At 68.3% G+C, this 21,676-nt stretch carries 19 protein-coding genes; 12 read left to right on the top strand and 7 right to left on the bottom strand.

The features are described from left to right. Window positions 1-105 precede the first annotated feature (105 nt). Complete coding sequence (locus JRI60_RS21745; protein ID WP_204227751.1) at window positions 106-978, top strand: OmpA family protein; 873 nt, start codon at window positions 106-108, stop codon at window positions 976-978. 80 nt (window positions 979-1,058) lie between these two features. On the opposite strand, the gene JRI60_RS21750 is transcribed toward JRI60_RS21745, so the two are convergent. Then, on the bottom strand, window positions 1,059-1,517 hold the full coding sequence (locus tag JRI60_RS21750; RefSeq protein WP_239470650.1) for a hypothetical protein: 459 nt from the start codon (window positions 1,515-1,517) through the stop codon (window positions 1,059-1,061). Window positions 1,518-1,871: 354 nt separating this feature from the next. Here JRI60_RS21750 and JRI60_RS21755 point away from each other — a divergent pair, with 354 nt between their 5' ends. From JRI60_RS21755 to JRI60_RS21795, 9 genes are all read left to right on the top strand, one after another. Continuing rightward, window positions 1,872-2,825 (top strand): uracil-DNA glycosylase, encoded by a 954-nt coding sequence (locus JRI60_RS21755; RefSeq protein WP_239470651.1) that lies wholly within the window; start codon window positions 1,872-1,874, stop codon window positions 2,823-2,825. A gap of 29 nt (window positions 2,826-2,854) precedes the next feature. Further along, window positions 2,855-3,862, top strand: a complete 1,008-nt coding sequence (locus tag JRI60_RS21760; RefSeq protein ID WP_204227753.1) for an alpha/beta hydrolase — start codon at window positions 2,855-2,857, stop codon at window positions 3,860-3,862. Window positions 3,863-4,028: 166 nt separating this feature from the next. Further along, window positions 4,029-5,060, top strand: a complete 1,032-nt coding sequence (locus tag JRI60_RS21765) for an L-erythro-3,5-diaminohexanoate dehydrogenase (protein ID WP_204227754.1) — start codon at window positions 4,029-4,031, stop codon at window positions 5,058-5,060. A 12-nt stretch (window positions 5,061-5,072) separates the two neighbouring features. Beyond that, window positions 5,073-6,623: a lysine 5,6-aminomutase subunit alpha gene (locus JRI60_RS21770; protein WP_204227755.1), complete on the top strand. Its 1,551-nt coding sequence runs from the start codon at window positions 5,073-5,075 to the stop codon at window positions 6,621-6,623. Further along, window positions 6,623-7,114 carry a hypothetical protein gene (locus JRI60_RS21775; RefSeq protein WP_204227756.1) on the top strand — a complete coding sequence of 164 codons (492 nt, stop codon included), beginning with the start codon at window positions 6,623-6,625 and terminating at the stop codon, window positions 7,112-7,114. The genes JRI60_RS21770 and JRI60_RS21775 overlap by 1 nt, the downstream gene beginning before the upstream one ends. A gap of 5 nt (window positions 7,115-7,119) precedes the next feature. Further along, a complete protein-coding gene (locus JRI60_RS21780) occupies window positions 7,120-7,908 on the top strand; it encodes an OAM dimerization domain-containing protein (protein ID WP_204227757.1) in 789 nt (262 codons plus the stop codon). Continuing rightward, window positions 7,905-8,300 carry a hotdog fold domain-containing protein gene (locus JRI60_RS21785; RefSeq protein ID WP_204227758.1) on the top strand — a complete coding sequence of 132 codons (396 nt, stop codon included), beginning with the start codon at window positions 7,905-7,907 and terminating at the stop codon, window positions 8,298-8,300. The genes JRI60_RS21780 and JRI60_RS21785 overlap by 4 nt, the downstream gene beginning before the upstream one ends. Next, on the top strand, window positions 8,297-9,124 hold the full coding sequence (locus tag JRI60_RS21790; protein WP_204227759.1) for a 3-keto-5-aminohexanoate cleavage protein: 828 nt from the start codon (window positions 8,297-8,299) through the stop codon (window positions 9,122-9,124). Before JRI60_RS21785 ends, JRI60_RS21790 begins: the two co-directional genes overlap by 4 nt. 172 nt (window positions 9,125-9,296) lie before the next feature. After that, on the top strand, window positions 9,297-10,073 hold the full coding sequence (locus tag JRI60_RS21795) for an SDR family NAD(P)-dependent oxidoreductase (RefSeq protein WP_204227760.1): 777 nt from the start codon (window positions 9,297-9,299) through the stop codon (window positions 10,071-10,073). Window positions 10,074-10,080: 7 nt separating this feature from the next. On the opposite strand, the gene JRI60_RS21800 is transcribed toward JRI60_RS21795, so the two are convergent. Genes JRI60_RS21800 through JRI60_RS21810 form a run of 3 tightly spaced genes read right to left on the bottom strand, consistent with a single transcriptional unit; the run spans window position 10,081 to window position 12,747 of the window. After that, a complete protein-coding gene (locus tag JRI60_RS21800; protein ID WP_204227761.1) occupies window positions 10,081-10,704 on the bottom strand; it encodes a peptidylprolyl isomerase in 624 nt (207 codons plus the stop codon). A 38-nt stretch (window positions 10,705-10,742) separates the two neighbouring features. Then, the gene (yddG, locus tag JRI60_RS21805; protein ID WP_204227762.1) at window positions 10,743-11,651 is read right to left on the bottom strand and encodes an aromatic amino acid exporter YddG; all 909 of its coding nucleotides are present in this window, start codon (window positions 11,649-11,651) and stop codon (window positions 10,743-10,745) included. A gap of 52 nt (window positions 11,652-11,703) precedes the next feature. Continuing rightward, window positions 11,704-12,747: an aquaporin gene (locus tag JRI60_RS21810; protein ID WP_204227763.1), complete on the bottom strand. Its 1,044-nt coding sequence runs from the start codon at window positions 12,745-12,747 to the stop codon at window positions 11,704-11,706. A gap of 123 nt (window positions 12,748-12,870) precedes the next feature. Between JRI60_RS21810 and JRI60_RS21815 the strand changes: the two genes are divergently transcribed. Together JRI60_RS21815 and JRI60_RS21820 are read left to right on the top strand one after the other, a co-directional pair. Continuing rightward, on the top strand, window positions 12,871-14,556 hold the full coding sequence (locus JRI60_RS21815; protein WP_204227764.1) for an amidase: 1,686 nt from the start codon (window positions 12,871-12,873) through the stop codon (window positions 14,554-14,556). Between the two features lie 115 nt (window positions 14,557-14,671). Next, complete coding sequence (locus tag JRI60_RS21820; protein ID WP_204227765.1) at window positions 14,672-15,985, top strand: flavin monoamine oxidase family protein; 1,314 nt, start codon at window positions 14,672-14,674, stop codon at window positions 15,983-15,985. A gap of 45 nt (window positions 15,986-16,030) precedes the next feature. Here JRI60_RS21820 and JRI60_RS21825 read toward each other — a convergent pair whose 3' ends face one another. From JRI60_RS21825 to JRI60_RS21835, 3 genes are all read right to left on the bottom strand, one after another. Beyond that, a complete protein-coding gene (locus JRI60_RS21825; protein ID WP_204227766.1) occupies window positions 16,031-17,863 on the bottom strand; it encodes a bifunctional metallophosphatase/5'-nucleotidase in 1,833 nt (610 codons plus the stop codon). A 107-nt stretch (window positions 17,864-17,970) separates the two neighbouring features. After that, window positions 17,971-20,103 (bottom strand): hypothetical protein, encoded by a 2,133-nt coding sequence (locus JRI60_RS21830; protein ID WP_204227767.1) that lies wholly within the window; start codon window positions 20,101-20,103, stop codon window positions 17,971-17,973. Between the two features lie 229 nt (window positions 20,104-20,332). Beyond that, window positions 20,333-21,595 carry a TCR/Tet family MFS transporter gene (locus JRI60_RS21835; RefSeq protein ID WP_204227768.1) on the bottom strand — a complete coding sequence of 421 codons (1,263 nt, stop codon included), beginning with the start codon at window positions 21,593-21,595 and terminating at the stop codon, window positions 20,333-20,335. Window positions 21,596-21,676: the final 81 nt, after the last annotated feature.

Below are 21,676 nucleotides of genomic sequence, written 5' to 3' on the forward strand. Positions count from 1 at the left end.
GTCGTGTTTCCGCACCTTCGACTCCTCAGGTGGGGAACGTGCTCCCTCTCCAACGCAAAGGCTCGGATGTATATAGGGGGCTCTTTCAACCCCAAGGAGCCTCGAATGCGTCTGCGTTGGTGTGTCCTTCTGCTGGTTCCGTTGGTCGGCTGCGTTTCCCAGAAAGCGTTTGATTCGAAGTCGGCGGAGGCGAGCAGCCTCAAACAGCAGTACAGCACCGAGGCGGAGCGGGCGAAGGCCCTGGAGCAGAAGCTCGCCGAGAGCGCGACCGCCGCCGAAGCCGCGGAGAAGGAGCGGGCGGAGTTGGAGTCCTCGCTCGCCCAAAGTGATGCCGAGCGCCGCGCGCTGCGCAAACGCGTGGACGAGCTGTCGGCGCTCAACCAGGAACTGTCCCGCAGCACCGAGAAGCTCGCCGCGGCCAAGGAGGCGCTCGAGAAGAAGTCCACCGAGTACGAGAACCTCGCCAAGAGCCTCAAGGACGAGATCAAGACCGGGAAGATCGAGCTGTCCGAGCTGAAGGGCCGGATGGTGGTGAAGATGAAGGACAAGATCCTCTTCTCCTCCGGCAGCACGAAGCTCAACAAGGAAGGCCAGGCGGCGCTGGAGAAGGTGGCGCAGGCGCTCAAGGACGTGGAGGGGAAGCTCATCCGCGTCGAGGGCCACACGGACAACGTGCCGGTGGACTCGAAGGGTGAGTTCGCCTCGAACTGGGAGCTGTCCACCACCCGCGCGCTCGTGGTCGTGCAGCTGCTCCAGGAGCAGGGCGTTCCGCCCACGATGCTCTCCGCGCTCGGCTACGGCGAGTACCAGCCCATCGCCTCCAACCAGACGGCGGATGGACGCAGCCTCAACCGGCGCATCGAGATCGTCCTCGCGCCCGCCGAGCAGGCCCCGTCCGCGGTGGTGGCCGCCTCGGTGAAGAAGGCGGCCCCGGCGCCGGCTCCCGCCGTCAAGCCCGCCGCCGCGAAGAAGAAGTAGCCCGGTACCTCTCGGACAGGTCTGGCCCGCGCTCGAGGCGCGGGCCGGACCGTCCAGGCATCACGTCCGGACTGCTCGAATCACAGCGGGGTGTTGGCGGACACCACCGAGGTGAACACGCACGGAACGTCGTTGGCCAGCGTGCTGCAGGTCGACGGCTGCGCCGGAGTCCACGTCGTCGCGTTGAGCTTGATCGCCGCCTGCGCGCGCTGGCGGTAGACCCCCGCGCTGTAGGCCGTCGGAGTCGCCGTCTGCCCGCCGAAGTCGGTGTTCGTCTCGGGGTAGCAGCTGCGGCTGCCCGGCACGGCCGTCCAGGTGACGGTGCCCGTGCTGCTCACCGACTTCTTCTCCAGGATCGAGCACACATAGATGATCGGATACTCCTCTTCGCAGTCCCAGACAGATGCCTGCGCGCTGATCATGTTCGCGTACGGACCGCTGTCGTACTTGTAGGGATCGGTCGCCTCGACGACGCAGGTCGTACCCGAAATGGCCTTCGTCACCTTCGCCTCGAGCTGCCCGAGCTCGGCTCCGCTCACGGTCTGCTCCGCGCCTTCCTGGCCGGGACCGCACGCGCTGAAAGCGATTGCAACCACTGCGAGGCCACACGTCTTGAGTTTGCTCATGGTCATTCTTGTTGAAGGGTCGATGTTGGGGGTGCAATCGATCAGCGGTCAGGCCCAAGACGCCTACTTTCTCAATCTTTGGGTAAACCGAGATTAACGCGGAATGACAGTAACTCATCCACCCTAGAGCGTCTACTCTCCACGTGGGAGCGCGCCCAGGCTGCCCCTCGTGAATTTCCGCCGTGGCGCTGTACTCGCCCCTGGGGTAAGCGTACGGACTCCCTACCCGTCAGGCGGTTGAACCGAGTCCCCTGTACCCATAAACCCATGGCCACCGTGAGCGAAGCCCCCGAGACCTCGCAGGAGTTGAGCGAAGTGCTGGAGGATCTGCGCCGCCACCTTCTCTGGCAGGAGGAGGACGGTGGGCGGGTACTTCAGGTGGATGCACGTCTGGCCGCCGAGCTGAGAGGCGCGGGACTTCCGCGTCCCCAGGCCCTGGCGCGCCCACCGGCCGCGAAGGCCGCGCAGCCTTCGCCGCCAGTGCCCGCGCCACAGCCAGCCCCGGCCCCCAGAGCCCCGTCTCCGGAGCCCGAGCGCCCCATGGCCGCGCGCCCGGCGATGCCTCGCGCGGCGCCCTCGCCGGAGACGCTGCTCGAGGTTCCCCCTCAGTCGCGTCCGTTCGCGGGCGCGCTGCCGGGGGTGGTGGAAGGCGAGCGGCCGACGCTGGATCAGATCCGCCGCGAGCTGGGGGACTGCCGCCGCTGCAAGCTGTGCAGTGGGCGCAAGAACATCGTCTTCGGCTCGGGCAACCCGCGAGCGGAGCTGGTCTTCGTGGGCGAGGGCCCCGGGGCGGATGAAGACGTGCAGGGAGTGCCCTTCGTGGGCGCGGCGGGCCAGCTGCTGACGAAGATGATCGAGGCGATGGGCTACAACCGCGACCTGGTCTACATCTGCAACGTGGTGAAGTGCCGGCCGCCGGGCAACCGCAATCCCGAGCCGGACGAGGTGACTGCGTGCGAGCCGTTCCTGCGCGCGCAACTCCAGGCGGTGCGGCCCAAGGCGATCGTCGCGCTGGGCAAGTTCGCGGCGCAGACGCTGCTGCGGGACACCACGCCCATCACCCGGATGCGGGGTCAGTGGCGCGAGTACGAGGGCATCAAGCTGATGCCCACCTTCCACCCGGCCTATCTGCTGCGCCAACCGGCGGAGAAGAAGAAGGCGTGGGAGGACCTGCAACAGGTGATGAAGTTCTTCGGCAAGCAACCCGGGCAGCGAGGCTGACCTAGGGAGTCCCTGGGAGGGGGCTACGGATGAAGGGAGTCCTCGAGACGCAGGAGATGCACTCACCGGCGCTGGAGTCCAACCCGTTGGGGGATCCGGCGCGGCGGCAGCTGACGGTGTACCTGCCCCCTGGCTACGCGCAGGGGGCGCGCCGCTACCCGGTGGTGTACTTCCTCAACGCGTTCTCCAACAGTGGCAAGTCGTGGACGAACTTCTCGGCGTTCTCGGTGAGTGTCCCCGAGCGCCTGGACGCGCTCGTCGCGGCGGGCACGATTCCTCCGGTCATCGGCGTGTTCCCGGATGGCTGGACGTCGCTGGGCGGCAGCCAGTGGGTGAACAGCGATGCGATCGGCCGTTACCGGGACTTCCTGGTCAAGGACGTGGTGGGCTTCGTGGACCGCACGTACCGCACGCTGCCCAAGCCGGCGGCGCGTGCGGTGGTGGGGCACAGCTCGGGCGGGTACGGCGCGCTGGTGATGGGCCGCTACCACCCGGAGATCTTCTCGCACCTGAGCGCCCAGTCGCCGGACGCCTACTTCGAGTACTGCTACCTGCCGGATCTCCCCAAGGTGGCCGCGGCGCTGCTCAAGGCGGGGGGGGTGGAGGCGTGGTACCAGGACTTCGTCCGGCGCGCCCGCGACACCAAGGCCCGCGGCGATGACTTCACCGTCATCAACGCGCTGGCCATGGCCGCGGCGTACTCGCCGAAGAAGGGCGAGCCGCTCAACCTGGAGCTGCCCTTCGATCAGCAGACGGGCCGCCTGAAGCTCGATGTGTGGAACCGCTGGCTGGTGCACGATCCGGTGCGCTTCGTGCCCAAGTTCGTGGACGCGTTCCGCAAGCTGAAGACCGTCTACATCGACTGCGGCACCCGCGACGAGTTCAACCTGCGCTGGGGCGCCCGGATGATCGCCGAGGACCTCAAGCCCAGCGGCACCGAGCTCATCCACGAGGAGTTCGAGGACGGGCACACGGGCGTCAACTACCGCTTCGAACGCTCGCTGGCGGTGCTCGGCCCGAGGCTCGCGCTCGAGTAGCGGGCAGCGGGGGCACGATGACGCGGGGCGTTGTCCCCGCACTCGTGCCTTCGCCGTGACGTCCTGGTGACGATGTCTCTGGCGCTCCAACGTTCGCCCGGGTAGAGGCTACCCGTGCATTCGCGCGGGTGGGGACCATGCGCACCCGCGGCCTGGAGACAGAGCCATGAGTATCGACCGCTACGGACTGTCCCGCGTCGTCGGGGAGAAGGGCGTGCTGCCCCAGCGGGCGCGCAAGTTGGATCCGTCGCTGCCCTGCCGGGAGGCCGAGCTCCTCATCGACGTGGAGAGCCTCAACATCGACGCCGCCTCGTTCAAGCAGATCAAGGACGAGGTGGGCGCGGAGCCGGCGCGCATCGCCGCGCGCGTGCAGGAGATCGTCCGCGAGCGGGGCAAGATGCAGAACCCGGTGACGGGCTCGGGCGGCATGCTCATCGGCCGGGTGAAGGAGATCGGTCCGAAGCACCCGGCGCGCGGCGAGCTCCAGCCGGGCGACCGCATCGCCACGCTGGTGAGCCTCAGCCTGACGCCGCTCGTCATCGACGAGGTGAAGGCCGTGCACCCCTCCATCGACCGGGTGGACATCCGCGGCTCGGCCATCCTCTTCGCCACGGGCCTCTACGCGAAGCTGCCCTCGGACATGCCGGACACGCTGGCGCTGGCGGCGCTCGACGTCGCGGGCGCGCCGGCCCTGGTGGCCCGGTGGTTGCGCCCGGGGATGACGGTGGGGGTGCTGGGGGCGGGCAAGAGCGGGGCGCTGTGCCTGGCGCAGGCGCGGCGCAGCCTGAAGGGTCAAGGCCGGCTGCTCGCACTCGACATCTCCGAGCAGGCGCTCGCCACCTTGAAGGGCATCGACCTGTGCGATGTGACCCTGAAGGTGGACGCGACCCAGGCCGTGGACGTGATGGAGGCCGTGTCGCGGGCGACGGATGGGGCGTTGTGTGATCTGGTGATCAATTGCGCCTCGGTGGGCAACACGGAGATGGCGTCCATCCTCAGCGCGAAGGACGGGGGAACGGTCATCTTCTTCTCCATGGCGACGAGCTTCACCGCCGCGGCGCTGGGCGCCGAGGGCGTGGGCAAGGACGTCACCATGGTGGTGGGCAGCGGTTACGTGCCGGGGCACGCGGACTTCACCCTGGAGCTGCTGCGCGCGGAGCCGGCCCTGCGCCGCCTCTTCGAAACGCGTTACGTATAGTAAGGTGCCGACATGCCAGGACCGTTCATCGAAGACGCGCAGATCGTTCGCGCGCGCAAGCTGGCGGAGGACATCACCGAGCCCATCTTCGAGCTCATCCGCCGCCACACCACTGTCTCCATCGAGCGCACCGTGCTGCGCTTCTTCGGCATCGCGGATGCCGGCCCCGGAGGCGTGCCACTCGCCAACCTGATGGTGGACCGGCTCAAGGCCGCCGGGGTGCTGAACAGGGGAGCGGCGTATTGGTACGGCCGTGCCCTGCAGCTGGGCGCCCGCAGTCCGCTGGAGGCCGTGGAGCGCCTGACCGCGCTGCCAGCGGAGAAGCTGGGGCCCCTCTCGCCGGAGATGGAGCACAACCTGCGCGAGGAGGTGCAGGCCGAGGCCCAGGCGGCCATGGACGATCTCAAGTCCCGCATCGCCCAGCGTGACGCGCTGCGCAAGGAGCTGGGAAGCGCTCCGGCGCCGCACAAGTACGTCATCGTGGCCACGGGCAACATCTACGACGACGTGGACCAGGCGCGGGCGGCGGCGCAGGCGGGCGCGGACATCATCGCGGTCATCCGCTCCACGGCGCAGTCGCTGCTGGACTACGTGCCCCACGGGGCGACCACCGAGGGCTACGGCGGCACGTACGCCACCCAGGAGAACTTCCGCATCATGCGCGAGGCCCTGGATGACGAGAGCCGCAAGCTCAAGCGCTACATCCAGCTGACGAACTACTCGTCGGGCCTGTGCATGGCGGAGATCGCCTTCGCCGCGGCCTACGAGCGGCTGGACATGCTGCTCAACGACGCGATGTACGGAATCCTGTTCCGGGACATCAACATGCGGCGCACGTTCATCGACCAGTACTTCAGCCGCCGCATCTGCGCCCTGGCCGGCATCATCATCAACACGGGCGAGGACAACTACATCACCACGGCGGACGCGTACGACGCGGCGCACACGGTCATCGCCAGCCAGTTCATCAACGAGACGTTCGCCAAGCGCGCGGGGCTGAAGGACTGGCAGCTGGGGCTGGGGCACTCGTACGAGATCGACCCGTACCGGGCGGACACGCTGCTGTTGGAGCTGTCGCAGGCGATGCTGGTGCGCCGGTGCTTCCCCAACGCGCCGCTGAAGTACATGCCGCCCACCAAGCACAAGGAGACGGACATCTTCTTCAGCCACGCGTACGACGTGATGGCGGACCTGGTGGCCATCTGGACGCGGCAGGGCATCCAGCTGCTGGGGATGATGACCGAGGCCATGCACACGCCGCTGTTGGCGGACCGGTACGTGGCGCTCAAGGCGGCCAGCTACATCTACAAGGCGGCCAAGGGCATCGACGAGGAGTTCACCGTGCGCGAGGACGGGAAGATCGCCAACCGCGCGCGCGAGGTGTTCGCCAAGGCGATGGAGTTGCTGGAGGAGTGCCAGAAGGACGGCATGGTGGCGGCCATCGGCCGGGGCCACTTCGGCGACGTGAAGCGCACGGAGACGGGTGGCAAGGGGCTCGAGGGCGTGCTGGAGAAGGCGCCGGATTACTTCAACCCGTTCCAGGACATGCTGGAGGCACTGTGATGCTCGGCTCGCTGCTGGTGATGGTGCTCACCGCCGGGGAGCCGGCGGAGGCGCTGAAGAAGTACGAGGTGAAGACGCTGGCGTTGCAGGTGCCCGCCGAGTGGAAGCAGTCCGAGGCGGACGGCACGCAGCGCTTCGACGACCCGTCCGGGGGCGCGTACCTGCTGGTGGATGTGGGGGCGGTGCAGACGGCGGGGATGAAGCCGCAGGTGTGCCTGGACAAGGTGCTGGGCGCCATGGGGAACGAGAAGGGCTGGCAGAAGTTGAAGCTCGGCAAGGCCCCGGCGGCGCGGCGGGTGGACACGGACACGACGCCGGATGGCGCGGAGTCGGTGGAGACGGTGACGTACGTGGGGTGTGACGGGAAGACCACGTGGTCGCTCGTCTTCCACATGGACACGAAGCAGAAGGACCGCTTCGAGGCGCTGTCGGCGAAGGTGGCCAACAGCATCGCGTACGCGAAGCCCCCGGCGGGGAAGAAGGGGAAGTAGGCGCCATGGCGACGAAGCCGACGAAGCAGATCATCCGTCCCTACGGAGACCGGCGCGATGACGGGGTGGTGCAGCTGTCGTTCACGCTGCCGGTGCCGTTGTCGGAGAAGGCCAAGGAGGCCGCCGCGGTGCTGGCGCGGAAGATGGGGTTCACGGACGTGAAGGTGGCCGCCGCCGAGCGCGCCGCCGACACGTACACCTTCTTCATCGTGTACGCGCGCACGCCGCAGTCTCTGGACTACTCGGAGATCGACGTGCCCGAGGTGGTGGTGAAGAAGCTCGGGTTCGACGACCTCAACGGGCTCATCAAGGACAAGGTGGGCCGGCGCATCGTGGTGTTCGGCGCGTGCACGGGAACGGACACGCACACGGTGGGTATCGACGCCATCCTCAACATGAAGGGGTATGCGGGCGACTACGGCCTGGAGCGCTATCCCTGGTTCGAGGCCCACAACCTGGGCAGCCAGGTGCCGAACGAGGACCTCATCAAGAGGGCCATGGCGCGCAACGCGGACGCGATCCTCGTGTCACAGGTGGTCACCCAGCGGGACGTGCACAAGGACAACTCGCGCCAGTTCATCGATGCGGCCAAGGCTGCGGGCATCCACGGGAAGACGCTGCTGCTGCTGGGCGGGCCGCGAGTGGACCACAAGCTGGCGTTGGATCTGGGCTTCGACGCGGGCTTCGGCCCGGGGACGAAGCCCTCGGACGTGGCCAACTACATCGTGCACCAGGTCCTCCAGAAGGAGGGCAAGGAGGCGAAGAACGTGCACTGGGAGGGGGAGCCGCAATGAGCAACGTGAAGGCGGTCATCCGGCTGCGCATGAGCAGCCACGACGCGCACTACGGTGGGAACCTGGTGGACGGGGCGCGGATGCTGGGGTTGTTCGGCGACGTGGCCACGGAGCTGTGCATCCGCCTGGACGGGGACGAGGGGCTGTTCCGTGCGTACGACTCGGTGGAGTTCCTGGCGCCGGTGTACGCCGGGGACTTCATCGAGGCGGAAGGGGAGATCATCCAGACGGGCAACACGTCGCGGAAGATGCGCTTCGAGGCGCGCAAGGTGATCCGCCCGAGACCGGACGTGAACGACTCTGCTGCGGACGTGTTGGCGGAGCCGGTGGTGGTGTGCCGGGCGAGCGGGACGTGCGTGGTGCCGAAGGACAAACAGCGAGGCCAGCGATGAACACGCCCATGGTGATTACCGCGGCGATGGTCGGCGCGGAGACGACGCGGGAGCAGACGCCGTACCTGCCCATCAGCGCGGAGGAGATCGCGGAGGACGCGGCGAAGTGCCGGGAGGCGGGGGCGGCGATGGTGCACCTGCACGTGCGCACGCCGGACGGCAAGCCGTCGCAGGACACGGAGCTGTTCCGAGCGGCGATCCGGGCCATCCGCAAGAGGACGGACGTGCTCATCCAGGTGTCCACGGGCGGAGCGGTGGGGATGGACGTGGACGAGCGCTGCGGCGGACTGCGGCTGACGGGTGAGGATCGCCCGGACATGGCGACGCTGACGACGGGCACGGTGAACTTCGGGGACGAGGTGTTCTGGAACCCGCGTCCGCTGGTGCGAGACATCGCGAGACGCATCAAGGCGCTGGGGCTCCGGCCGGAGTTCGAGTGCTTCGACGTGGGGATGGTCGACGAAGCGCGTGCACTGGCGAAGGAGGGAGTAGCGGAGTTGCCGGGGCACTTCGACTTCGTGCTGGGTGTGCCAGGGGCGCTGACGGCGCGCGAGGACGCCTTGGACTTCATGATCAAGTCGCTGCCGGAGGGAAGCACGTGGACGGTGGCGGGGGTGGGGAGGCACCAGTTGCCGTTCGTGGAGCTGGCGGCGGTGCGAGGGGGTAACGCGCGAGTGGGGCTCGAGGACAACATCTACGTGTCCAAGGGAGTGCTGGCGAAGGGCAACTGGGAGCTGGTGGCGGAGGCGGCGAAGAGGGCGAAGGAAAAAGGCCGGACGCTGGCGACGCCGCAGGAAGCCCGCAAGCTGCTGCGTCTGACGTAACCAAACCCAAACACCCCTCTCCCTTCGGGAGAGGGACGGGGTGAGGGTATCTCGCCCCCCGGGTTGAGCCTGTTCAAGCTCCCTCTCCCTCTGGGAGAGGGCTGGGGTGAGGGTCTACGACTCGAGAGCCCGTGACCCCGGACCCACGCACCACTGAGGAACCCAAGACACCATGGAAACGGATCTGCGAGGCAAAGGAGTCCTCGTCACTGGGGGAGCGGGAGGAATCGGGAGCGCGGTGGTGCGAGCCTTCGCGGAGGAGGGGGCGAAGGTGGCGGTGCACTACCACCGGAGCGCGGACAAGGCCGAGTCGCTGGCGAAGGAGCTGGGAGGAGCGGCGCTGCGCGCGGACCTGACATCCGAGTCCGACGTAGATGCACTGGTCCCCGCCGCGGTGAAGGCCCTGGGGCGACTGGACGTGCTGGTGGCGAATGCGGGGGTCTGGCCGCCGCCGGACGAAGGCGTGTGGCAGATGTCGCTGGAGCGCTGGCGCCGGACGCTGGCGGAGAACCTGGACAGCGTGTTCCTGAGCTGCCGCGCCTTCCTGCGCCACGTGGCGACGACGGGGACGGGGAACATCATCCTGATCAGCTCGACGGCGGGGCTGTTCGGGGAGGCGGGGCACTCGGACTACGCGGCGGCGAAGGGGGCGCTGGCGAGCGGGTTCCTCAAGAGCCTGAAGAACGAGATCACGCGCATCGCGCCGTTGGGCCGTGTGAACACGGTATGCCCGGGGTGGACGGCGGTGGATCGGCACAAGGACAAGCTGGAGAACCCGGCGTTCATCAACCGGGTGACGCGGACGATGCCGATGCGCAAGGTGGGCCGACCCGAGGACGTGGCGCGGGTGGTGGTGACGCTGGCGTCGGACCGCATCTCCGGCCACGTGACGGGCGAGGTCATCACCGTGGCCGGAGGCATGGAAGGCCGCGTGCTGCACGAGACCTGAGCGTTGCTCACGGCTTGCGCGAGGCGCGCAGGATCTTCACGGGCGGGGTGAGCGCCTGCCCGCTCGCGGGCGCCTGCTGGATGGATCGGACCACGTCCATGCCGCGCACGACCTTGCCGAAGGCGCCGAAGCCCTGGCCGTCCGGGTTGCGCTTGCCGCCGTGGTCGAGCGCGGGCTGGTCGCCGATGCAGATGAAGAAGTCCGAGACGGCGGAGTCGGGCGTGTCGCGCGCCATCGAGACCGTGCCGTCCTTGTGCTGGATGCCGGTCTCGTTCGTGCGCTCGAGGGGAATCGGCGGGCGCTGCTCGGACTCGCGGGCGGGGTTGATGCCGCCCTGGATGACCTCGATCTTCACCGTGTTGTTCGGCTGGTTGTCGGGCTTCAGCTTCACGGTGCGGTGGAACACACCGCCGTCGTAGAGCCCGGCATCCACATAGGCGAGGAAGTTCTTCACCGTCTTCGGGGCGCGGGCCTCGTTGAGCTCCAGCTCGATTTCCCCCTTGTCGGTCTGCATCACCACACGGACCGGCTTGGGCTGCTCGGGCTTCGGGTCCTTCTTCGGAGCGGCGGCGAAGGCGGCGGGAGCGAGGGCGAGCAGCACGGCGAGGCAGGTGGAGGAAAGCGTGTTCATCGGAATCTCCTGAGCACGGGGGAAGAGGCGGGAACGCATCACGAAGTCGTCTGGCCCGGCGGCTCACGGGTCCACAGGTCGCGCGAGGCGAGCATGGCGCCACCGATGATGAAGAGACAGGCCAGAGCCAGGGTGACGCTGGGGCGGGTGCGCCCGGAGACGATGAGCAGCAGCGTGGACAGCAGCGGGGTGGCGTAGGAGAGGCCCGCGAGCGCCCGGATGTTCCCGCGCTTCACGCCGACATCCCAGACGAAGAAGGCGAGCCCCGTGGGCCCTGCACCCATGAGGAACAGGGCGAGCCACTCACCCGGAGCCGGCCAGACGGTGCGCTCGAAGGCCAGGTGGCAGAGCGCGGCGAGCACCGCGGTGACGCCGCAGAAGCCGCCGACGGTGTCGGTGGGCACCGAGCCGAAGCGGCGCGAGAGGACCGAGTAGGCGCCCCAGGTCACGGCGCAGGCGAGCGCCGAGGCATATCCAGCGACGTACTCGGGGCGGAAGACGACCCGGCCACCATCCGTCACCAACAGCAGCGTGCCGCACAGGCCCAGCACGGCCCCGGCCACATGCCATGCGCGCAGACGCTCGCCGGGAAGCAGCGCCGAGAAGAGCACGATGAGCAGCGGCCACAGGTAGTTGATGAGGTTGGCCTCCACGGGGGGCGCCGTCTTCAGGGCCAGGAAGTAGAGGAAGTGGTAGCCGAACAACCCTCCCACGCCGATCAACCACACCACGCCCGGTTGGCGCAGGTGGCTCCCGATGTCCTCGCGCCGCACCAGCCACTTGCCGAGCGTCAGCAGGAAGGCGACGGCGAAGGAGATGGCCACGGTCTGGAAGGGAGGCACGGAGCCCGTGAACGTCGTCAGGAGCGCGAGCGAGGCCCAGAGCAGGATGGCCACCGCGCCGATGGCCGTGGCGCGGGCGGTGGAGGCGGAGGGGGCAGGGGCCATGGTCGGCTCCCTTCGTAGGCCGACTCGGCGCGGGCAACAAGGCCGGAGGGCCTCAGGTGGTCTCCCGCGGTCCCTCGGGAGCGGCGACTCCGACGGCGCGCAGGCGCAACCAGCCCCGGTCATGCAGGAAGCGCTGGATGGGCTTGCGCAGCGCCGCGCGCAACTGGCGCTCTCCCTCCCGAGTCGTGGCTTCGTGGACGGGCAGGCTCCAGGATTCGTCACCGGGCGAGGGGAGCTCGTCCAGCCAGGCCGCGCCAGCCGGTGCGAGCCGTACCACGAGGGTATGGGGCGCGCGCTCGCCCGCGGGCGGGTGGCTGGCGATCGCCTGGACCCGGTCGGGAGAGGCCAGGCTGTTGAAGAGCGCGGCGGCCAGCTCGGCGACGCCCTCCTGGGCGCAGTGGAAGACGACGGTCCAGGGCCGAGCGGGCCTCACGTCCGGCACCTGCAACCAGCGGAAGAGGCACACCGCGAGTGCCGCTCCCAGCAACTGTGCGGCGACGAAGGACTCGACGTCCATGGGATGCACGGCGCTGGCGTGGCTGCTGACCGCGCGCGAGAGGATCAGCGCCGGGTTGGCCAGGGAGCGCGAGTCGGTGAACCACACGCTGGCGGCCACGTAGCCGGCGACGGCGAGCGGCAGGGCGGCGGGGCGGGTCCGCACGCAGCCGCGCACCACCACCAGCAGTCCGAACGTGGTGACCAGCTCCGAGAGGAACTGCGCCGAGCTGGCCGCCGGGGCGCGCGTGGCGATGAGCAGGGGCTCGCCGCACATGAGGTGTGCCACGAGCCGGCCCGCCAGCCCGCCCAGCAACTGGGCGAGCACATACCGGGGTACATCTCGCCAGGGCGTCCCGTCCTCCAGCGCATCGGCGAACGTGAGGGCCGGGTTGAAGTGCGCGCCCGAGAGCGGTTGGAGCACCAGCGTGAGGCACGCCAGGACGGCGCCGGCCGCCAGGGACATAAAGAGCCTGCCGTCGGTGGCGCTCACACCCAGGTGCTCGGCGCCATGGTGCGCCCCCTCGAGGGCCACCACCAACAACCCGCAGCCGAGTGCCTCGACCGCGAGGCGCCGGGGCCTGTTCAAGCCAGCAGTCATCGCGTGGCCCTCCGCCCTGGAGACAGGGACTCGCCAAGGTACGTTACCCTCCGGTGCCCGTCAAAGGCCGCTCCCAGGGCATCGGTTGCGGCCGTCCGCGCGCGCTGGTGTAGTCGCGCCCCCATGAAGAAGACCCTTCCTCCCTCTGGGAACCCCCAGGGCCTGAGCCGCCGCGCGTTGCTCGGTGGTGCGGCCGCCGCTGGCACGCTCGTCGCTCTCGATGTCCATGCCGAACCCGCGCCGGGCCACGCCGAGCGCGCTCCCGCCCCCGCTCCGGGCGGCAAGCCCTTCGAGCTCGAGGAGGCCACCGTCTCCGAGCTCCAGGCCGCCATGACGTCGGGGAAGCACACCGCGCGAGGTCTCGCAGAGCGCTACCTCACGCGCATCCAGGAGCTGGATCGCTCGGGGGACCTGCCGCTCCTCTCGGTCATCGAGCTCAACCCGGACGCCCTGGCCATCGCCGCCGCGCTCGATGAGGAGCGCAAGGCGAAGGGACCTCGCGGGCCGCTGCACGGCATCCCCGTGCTCATCAAGGACAACATCGCGACCGCGGACAAGATGCAGACCACCGCCGGCTCGCTGGCCCTGGTGGGCGCGGTGCCCTCGCGCGATGCGTTCGTGGTGGAGCGGCTGCGGGCCGCGGGCGCGGTCATCCTCGGCAAGACGAACCTCAGCGAGTGGGCCAACTTCCGCTCCACGCACTCCTCCAGCGGGTGGAGCGGGCGGGGCGGCCAGTGCCGCAATCCCTATGCGCTCGACCGGACGCCGTCGGGCTCGAGCTCGGGCTCGGGCGCGGCCACCGCCGCGAACTTCTGCGCGGTGTCCGTTGGCACCGAGACGGATGGCTCCATCGTCTCGCCCTCGGCGGCGAGTTCCCTGGTGGGTATCAAGCCGACCGTCGGGCTCGTGAGCCGCTCGGGCATCATCCCCATCTCCGCGAGTCAGGACACCGCGGGTCCCATGGCGCGCACGGTGGCGGACGCGGCGGCGCTGCTCGGCGTGCTGGCGGGGATCGACCCGAACGACGCGGTGACGGCCACGAGCAAGGGCCGCGCCCAGGCGGACTACACGCGGTTCCTGGATCCGAACGGGTTGAAGGGGGCGCGCATCGGTGTGCCCCGCGAGCGGTTCTTCGGCTACCACCCGGCCACGGACGCGCTCGTGGAGCGGGCGCTGGAGCTCATGAAGGCCCAGGGCGCCATCCTCGTCGACCCGGCTCCCATCCCCATGGCCGCGAAGCTGGACGAGCCGGAGCTGGAGGTCCTGCTCTACGAGTTCAAGGCGGGCGTCGAGGCGTACCTGGCCGGGCTCGGGGACAAGACGCGGCTGAAGACGCTCGCGGACCTCATCCGGTTCAACGAGGAGCACCGCGACAGCGAGCTGCCCTGGTTCGGCCAGGAGCTCTTCCATCAGGCGCAGGAGAAGGGGGCGCTCACGGACAAGAAGTACCGCAAGGCGCTCGAGGCCTGCCGGAAGCTGTCGAGGGGGCAGGGCATCGACGCGGTGATGAACAAGCACAAGCTGGACGCGCTGGTGGCGCCGACGCAGGCGCCGCCGGGGCTCATCGACCTGGTGGATGGAGACCACTGGCTGGGGAGCAGCTCCACGCCGGCGGCCGTCGCGGGGTACCCGAGCATCACCGTCCCCGCGGGGTACGTGGCCGGACTGCCCGTGGGCCTGTCCTTCATCGGCCGTGCGTGGAGCGAGCCGACGCTGCTGCGGCTCGCCTTCGCCTACGAGCAGGCCTCCAAGCACCGCCGTCCGCCCGGCTTCGCCCCGACGGCGGATCTGCGCAAGCCCACCTCGTAGCGCCGCGGACGAGAGCTCCTCCCCGGCGTCACAAGCCGGCGGATCGCGCGTCTCATGGGTGTCTCCGCGTCAAGGTCCGTGAGGCCGGCGCGGATGCCGCGGGAGGAACACATCCATGCATGTCGTGATCATCGGTGGCGGGGCGGCGGGCATCGCCGCGGCTCACACCATCCTGGGCTCGTCGAAGAGCCACAAGGTGACGCTGTTCGAGTCCCGGGGCACCTACGGCGGGCGAGCCCTGACGGACGACACGTCGATCAGCGGCTTCGCGTTCGACAAGGGCTGTCAGTACATCCAGGACGAGAAGCACAATCCGTGGACGGCCATCGCGAAGGAACTCGGGTTCGACACGTTCCCGGAGAAGGTCGACGACGTCCTGCGGCGCGAGGAGGAGGACGGGAAGTTCGTGGACGAGAAGACGACGGCGGAGCCGGTCAAGGAGGTCTCCGACGCCATCGAGGCCTCCTATGAGGAGGCCAGGAAGCAGCCGAATGTCATCGTGGCACGCAAGCCCCGCCTCGATACGCAGGCGGAGATGTTTGGCCACGCCGTCTCGGAGTTCGGCCCGTTCACCGAGTCCGCCGAGGTCTATCAATACATCGCGGCCGATCGCGCCCGGGTGGTCTCCTATGAAGGAGATGGCAATGCGTTCGTCACCCGGGGACTGGGGACGCTCGTCAGGGCGTACGGTCTCGAGCTGAAGAAGCGCTTCGGGGACCGGATCACCGAGTACTTCCAGACGCCCGTCGGGATCGTGCGTTACACCGGGAGCGGCGTGACGGTCGTCTCGAGGAGCGGCGGGAAGACCGTGGCCGCCGACGCGGTGATCATCACGGTTCCCACGTCCGTGCTGGCGAGCGGAGCAATCGCCTTCGATCCGCCCCTGTCGAAGGAGTACCGGAGCGTCTTCAACATCCTGCGTCTCGGCAGCTACAAGAAGCTGGCCCTGAAATGCAATCGCATCCCGGACGAGCTCGAGGTCGACACCAATTACTACCTGATCGAGACGGAGCCGGAGGGCGTCTGGAAGTACTACCGTCTGTCGAAGACGCCGGACGTGCTGGTCGTCCATGCCGCTGGCGACTTCGCCATGGCGCTGGATGGGATGGCCGACAAGGATGTCTTCGCCCTCTTCAAGAAGACACTCCAGGAGGCCTACGAGGGCCTCATCGCCTACGCGCCCGGCAAGGCGATCACGAACTGGAGCAGGGACCCCGATGCGCTCGGTGCCTATTCCTACACGGCGATGGTCGGTGGCGGCCCATCGGATCCCACGGCGTTGAACGCCCGCATCCAGCTCAAGAAGCCGGTGTCCGGGACGGTCCACTTCACCGGCGAGGCCGCGAGCCTGGGGTTCTACGGGACGCTCTCGGGCGCCTACGACGAGGGCGTCGCGACCGCCAGGGCGGTGCTCGGCGTCTCGGGGTGAGGTGGGTCCGGCCCCCTCGTCGGGACGAGGGGGCCGGGGCGCGCCTCACCGCACCGAGCACTTCGTCGGGCCGAGCGTGGCCTCGAAGAAGTACGCGTACAGGTCCGGCGTGAGCGTGAAGTTGCACGTGTTCACGTCGTTCGGATCCAGGTCCGGGTGGCTCTGGATGTAGCGGGCGACGTAGTCGCGCACGCCGTCCGCCGAGGTCCACAGCACCGTGCCCTCCTTGAACATGGAGTAGCCGCCACCGCCGCTGGCGCGGTAGTTGTTGATGGCGATGCGGAAGACCTGGTCATCGCGCACGTCGGCGCCCTTGAACCGCAGGTGGGTGAGGCGCTGGCCCGCGGGCTTCGTGAGGTCGTACCCGTACTCGATCCGCGAGTAGAGGTCCCAGTTGAAGTCCGCCACGTTGCCCACCTTGGCCGCCGCGGGCGTGGAGGCGGAGGGGGGCGCTTCGGGATTCCAGCGAGCGAAGTACTGGGCGTTGAACTCCAGCGCGCGGCGCAGGATGGAGCCGTTGACCTCCATCACATACAGCGTGTTGTCGTAGATGTAGATGCTGTAGGCATCGCGCAGGGTGATGTTGCCCGCGGGCAGCATGCCGTCATCGGTGAAGAGGGCGGCGAGCGAGAGGTCCACCGGGAAGCCGTTCTCCTCGGCGGCCTGCTCCTGCACGGCGTTGATGAGGTCGGACAGCGCGCTGTCCCCGTAACGGGCGGGGTTGCCGCCGGGGAAGGGCGCACGGGTGGTGCCGAGCGGGGCGCTCACGTACTGCAACGTCCGGTCGTGGTAGCTCTGGACGAGCTGCGCCACCGCCGGCTCCACGGTCACGGAGTCGTCCACCGCGAGCAGCTTGGAGTCCTTGCCGTCCACCTTCCAATGGCCGCCCTCGTAGACGAGGGAGAGGTCCACCTGGCCCAGGTGGCTGCCCCAGCGGTTGGGCTGGATGAGCAGCACGTCCTGGCCCTGGGTGTTCTTCAGCAGCATCTTCGGGATGGGCTGGTGGGTGTGGCCGGTGAGGAGCACGTCGATGCCCTCGACCTGCTGGGCGATCTGCACCGCCTCGTTCTCCCCGGGCAGGTTGCCGCGGTCCGCCCACTTGCTGGAGTCCGAGTAGTCGGCGAGCCAGGAGTCGGGATTGCTCGCGCTGCCGGTGGGCTGCTTGTCCGGGCCGGAGTGGATGGCGACCACCACCACGTCCGCGCCCGCCTGCCGCAGCTTCGGGACGTACACCCGCGCCGTCTCCAGCGGATCATCGAAGCGCAGGCCGGGGATGTTCTCCGGGCGCTCCCACGTCGTCACGCCCGGCGTCACCAGTCCGAGCACGCCCACCTTCACCCCGCACACCTCCTTGAGGAGGTAGGGCGACAGGGCCTCGCTCCCGTCGCTCCGGCGCACGTTGGCGCCGAGCAGGGGGAAGCCCACCTCGCTCTTGAACTTGTTGAGCAGGACGAGGCCGTAGTTGAACTCGTGGTTGCCGACCGCCATGGCGTCGTAGCGCAGCTCGTTCATCGCCACGGCCATGGGGTGCTTGGGGGTGTTGTCCACCAGGGCGTAGTAGGTGCCCAGCGGCGTGCCCTGGATGGTGTCACCGGTGTCGAGGAGCAGGTTGCAGTTCGGATTCTCCGCGCGCGCCTGCTTGATGAGCGTGGCCACCTTGGTGAGGCCGCGCCTGGTGTCCGCCTTTCCCGTGAAGTAGTCCCAGGGGAAGAGGTTGGTGTGCAGATCGCTCGTCTGCAGCAGCCGCAGCGTGCGCGGCGAGGTGTCCACTGGGGGCTGCTCGGTGTCACCGCAGGCGGTGAGCTGGAGCAGCGCACAGGTGCCCAGGGTGGAGAGGAGGGCCGCGCGACGGGCGCTCGCCAGGAAGCTCGGAAGCATGGGAAGAGAACCTCGGATGGAGATGTGCCCGGGAGGCCGCTCCCGGGCACACGCAAACTATACGAATGCCCGCCAGGATGTGCCTCCTGGCGGGTGACATCTCGAAGTCAATACTTCTCGGAGGTGCAGCGGACGTAATACTGGTAGGGGGCGCAGGTGGCGTACTTCACCTGGTTCCAATCCGCCTGGGGCCAGACGGTCTTGGCCCAGTCGGCGATCTCGTTGATGAGCTGGGCGTTCACGCCGTGGTACTTGAACTGCGGGAGCAGGTACCAGATGCGATTGCCCAGGGAACTGTCATAGAAGCCGTTGATGACCTCGGTGGTGCTCGCGCCGCCACCACTCGTCCGCCAGTCCGAGGCGGGATACTGGCGCGTCTTGTCCCACCAGGTGGACAGGAGCGCCTCCAGGATGGCCCGGCGCTCGTCCGCGGTGATGCCCGCCCAGCCCGACATGTTGGAGGGCACCACCAGCCGGCTCAGGTCCGCCGCGGTCCTCGGGCTCCACCCCGCGGAGCCGGGCGTGCTGGGCTTGAGCGTGGTGTTGGAGATCTGCATGCCCTTCACCAGCCACAGCGTGAGCAGTCCATTGGTCGGTGTGGGGGTGGTGCCAATGCGCTGCATCTCCGAGATGAAGGCATGGACATAGCCCCAGTCGATCGGCCGCTGGCCATCGCGATCCGCTCCATCCCAATGGTTGCCATTGTAGAGGACCAGCGACAGCTGGTACCACGCCATGGAGAAGTAGGTGAACATCGCCGGGCTGTTGTCATTGATGCCCGTGTTGTTCCTCGGCAGCTTGAGCAGGTTGGGGGAGCTCTCGAAGGTGGTGTTGGACATCCAGCCCCGGGTCTCCCGCGAGGTGGGGAACAGCTGGCGCTGCTGGCCCTCGAGCCCGAACTCCTGCATGACCTCCCAGGTCTTCACCAGCTGCCAGAGCGCGGTGGAGTAGATCTTCCGTGAGTAGTTGATGTCCAGGCCGGTGGTGGCGTTCTGGTACCTCGGCTGGAGGAACTCGTAGTTGGCCTGGGTCCAGGTCCGGTGGGGGTAGAAGAGCTCGGTCCTGTAGTTGGTGTAGCCCGCGGCCCGGACCTTGGAGGCCAGCTGCCTCACGCTGGCGTTGACGCCGGTCGCGGTCCCCTCGAAGGCGTAGAGCTTGTTGATCCGGTGGTTGGTGAAGGCATCACCCCAGGCGTCCTTGGGGTGGATGCTGGGCAGCCAGTGATTCCAGTCGGGGAGCTGGTAGGCGAGGGGCACCTCGCGGGCGCTCAGGTTCGCCGTCGTGGCGATGGCCGCCTTGGTGATGCCATTGGGGAACATGTAGCGGAGGATGTCGCGATCCTTCTCCAGGACCGCGTCGACTCCGGCGCCGGCCGCCCATTGCGTGACGGGTTTGGCGTCGAGCCCCGGTCCCGGCTGGTACGGTGGATTCCAGGGACGGCCCGGGTTCGGCACGCCCGGCAGGGTCCGGATGTAGGAGGCGATCTTCTTCGCCTCGGTATCGCCCATGCCGTGGAACTTCGCCCGTTCGATGATGGAGGCATTGGAGTAGTTGAAATACTTCAAGTCCCGGCCGTCCTGGGCATGGCAATCCATGCAATGGGCGCGGAGGGTCTGGCTGTTCTTGTAGGACGTCACCAGCGTCCGCGTGCGCCAGAGATTCTCACCCTCGGCGATGGAGGCGGCGTCGGTGAACGGAGGCTGCCAGGTGTTCGGGTCGTCCACCGTGAAGGCGCTGTCCGGGAGGACGCGGCTCCCATCCGCGCGAAGGAGGTTCAGCTTCAGCACGCGGAAGCCCAGCGAGCGCTCGTCCGCGGTGTTGAACCGGAAGGAGATCTGGTTCGAGCCCGTCACGAGCGCCCCGGAGGGAACGTTCAGGCTCAGCTTCAGGGTCGCGAAGGCGCCGCCGATGCCGCCGTACGTCTTCCCGAGCCCCTCGACGTTCACCGTGTCGTTGCGCAGGGGCAGCCAGGTCCCGGAGTTGAATTGGACGCTGGCCTTGTTCGCGTAGCTCAGGCCATGCACCTGCAGCCAGAGCTTCAGCGGCTGGCGTGCATCCTGGTCGCTCACGGTGACCGTTACGGTGCGCGAGGTGCCCTCGCGGCCAAAGACCTCGATGGGCAGGACGATCCCCGAGGTGACTTCGCCCGTCTGCTGCTGGAAGGGAGCCGGCGGCTCCAGTGTTTCCAACTCGTCGGGGGGTGAAAGGCAACCCGTCAGCGCCAGCGCGAGGCTCAGCATGAGGGACGAGGTGAGGCCGTGACTCAGATGCTGTCTGGTTTTTGGCATTGTGGAGCGGTTTGACCATCAACCGTTCCACAATGCTATCGACGAGCAGGAGAGCGAGCACCTGTCCGCAAGAGGGGAAGGCAATGATTGTCAGACCGTGAGTCATTGCCTCTTCACGGTTTGTGGGTCATTTTCACGGCTTGTGAGTCATTGCCGTCCCTCGGGTCTGGTTGGTGAGGGTTCAGACGGCGGGGGAGGCGGGAGCAACCTCGGCGCGAGGGCTGGTGACCCGCCAGGCCAGCCCTATCGCGAAGAGCAGCAACGACGCGGCGAGCAGGAAGGGAGCGCCGGGCAGGTGTGCGCCGCTCTGGGGCGAGATGAAGTGCGCGAACGTCTGGGTGAAGAGGCTGGGGCCGATCATCCCCGCGATGCCCATGAGGCTGGAGAGCGCGCCCTGGAGCTGTCCCTGCTCCGACTGGCCGATGCGGCTCGACATGAGCCCCTGGGAGGACGGTCCGAACAGCCCCCACAGCGACATCACCGGGATTCCGAGCCAGAACATGGCACCGCTCTCGGCCAGCCCGTAGATGGCGAATCCCAGCGCACCGAACGAGAGCCCCAGGAGCAACGTGCGCCGCTCACCCAGCTTCTTCACGATCGGCCGCACCAGCCCGCCCTGGACGATCAGCGAGGAGATGCCAGTGCCCGCCATGGTGAGCCCCACGGCGCGCTCGTCCCAGCCGAAGCGGTAGCTCGCATACAGCACGAAGACGCTGGGCAGCGCGACGTGGGCGAGGTTGTAGATGAAGTGGACGGACGCCAGTCCGAGCACCTCGGGTTTGGAGCGCAGCATGGCCAGCGCGCCCACCGGGTTGGCACGCCGCCACTGGAAGGGCCTGCGGCGCTCGGGCGGCAGGGACTCGGGCAGGACGAAAAGGCCATACAGGGCGTTGGCGAGGCTCAGTCCGGCCGCCACCCAGAACGGCAGGCGCGGGCTGATGACGCCCAGCATTCCGCCAATCGCGGGCCCCAGCACGAAGCCGATGCCGAACGCGGCCCCGAGCAGTCCGAAGCTGGCGGCGCGCTTCTCTGGCGGCGTCACGTCCGCGATGTAGGCGCTGGCCGTGCTGATGCTGGCCGCGGTGATGCCCGAGATGATCCGGCCCGCGAACAGCCAGCCCAGCGACGGCGCCAGCGCCATGAGGATGTAGTCGAAGCCCAGCCCGAAGTTGGACAGCAGCACCACCGGCCTGCGCCCGAAGCGGTCGGACATCGCGCCGAGCACCGGTGAGAAGATGAACTGCATCAGCGCCCACATCGTGGAGAACAGGCCCAGGATCTCGGCCGCTCGCGCGGTGTCTCCTCCGAGGAAGCCCTCCACCATCTTCGGCAGCACGGGGATGATCATCCCCATCGCCAGGATGTCGAGCAGGATGGTGATGAAGATGAAGACCAGCGCGGCTCGGCGCGGGCCTGGGGTGGAATGGGAGCTGGGTTCGGTCATGGGAGGGGGGGCCGGGTCAGCAGACGGGCAGGGGTTCCTCGCAAAAAGGAGCCGTTCGCGCAAGTCTGGCGTCTGACCTCG

The organism is Archangium violaceum, from assembly GCF_016887565.1.
Taxonomy (GTDB): Bacteria; Myxococcota; Myxococcia; order Myxococcales; family Myxococcaceae; genus Archangium; species Archangium violaceum_B.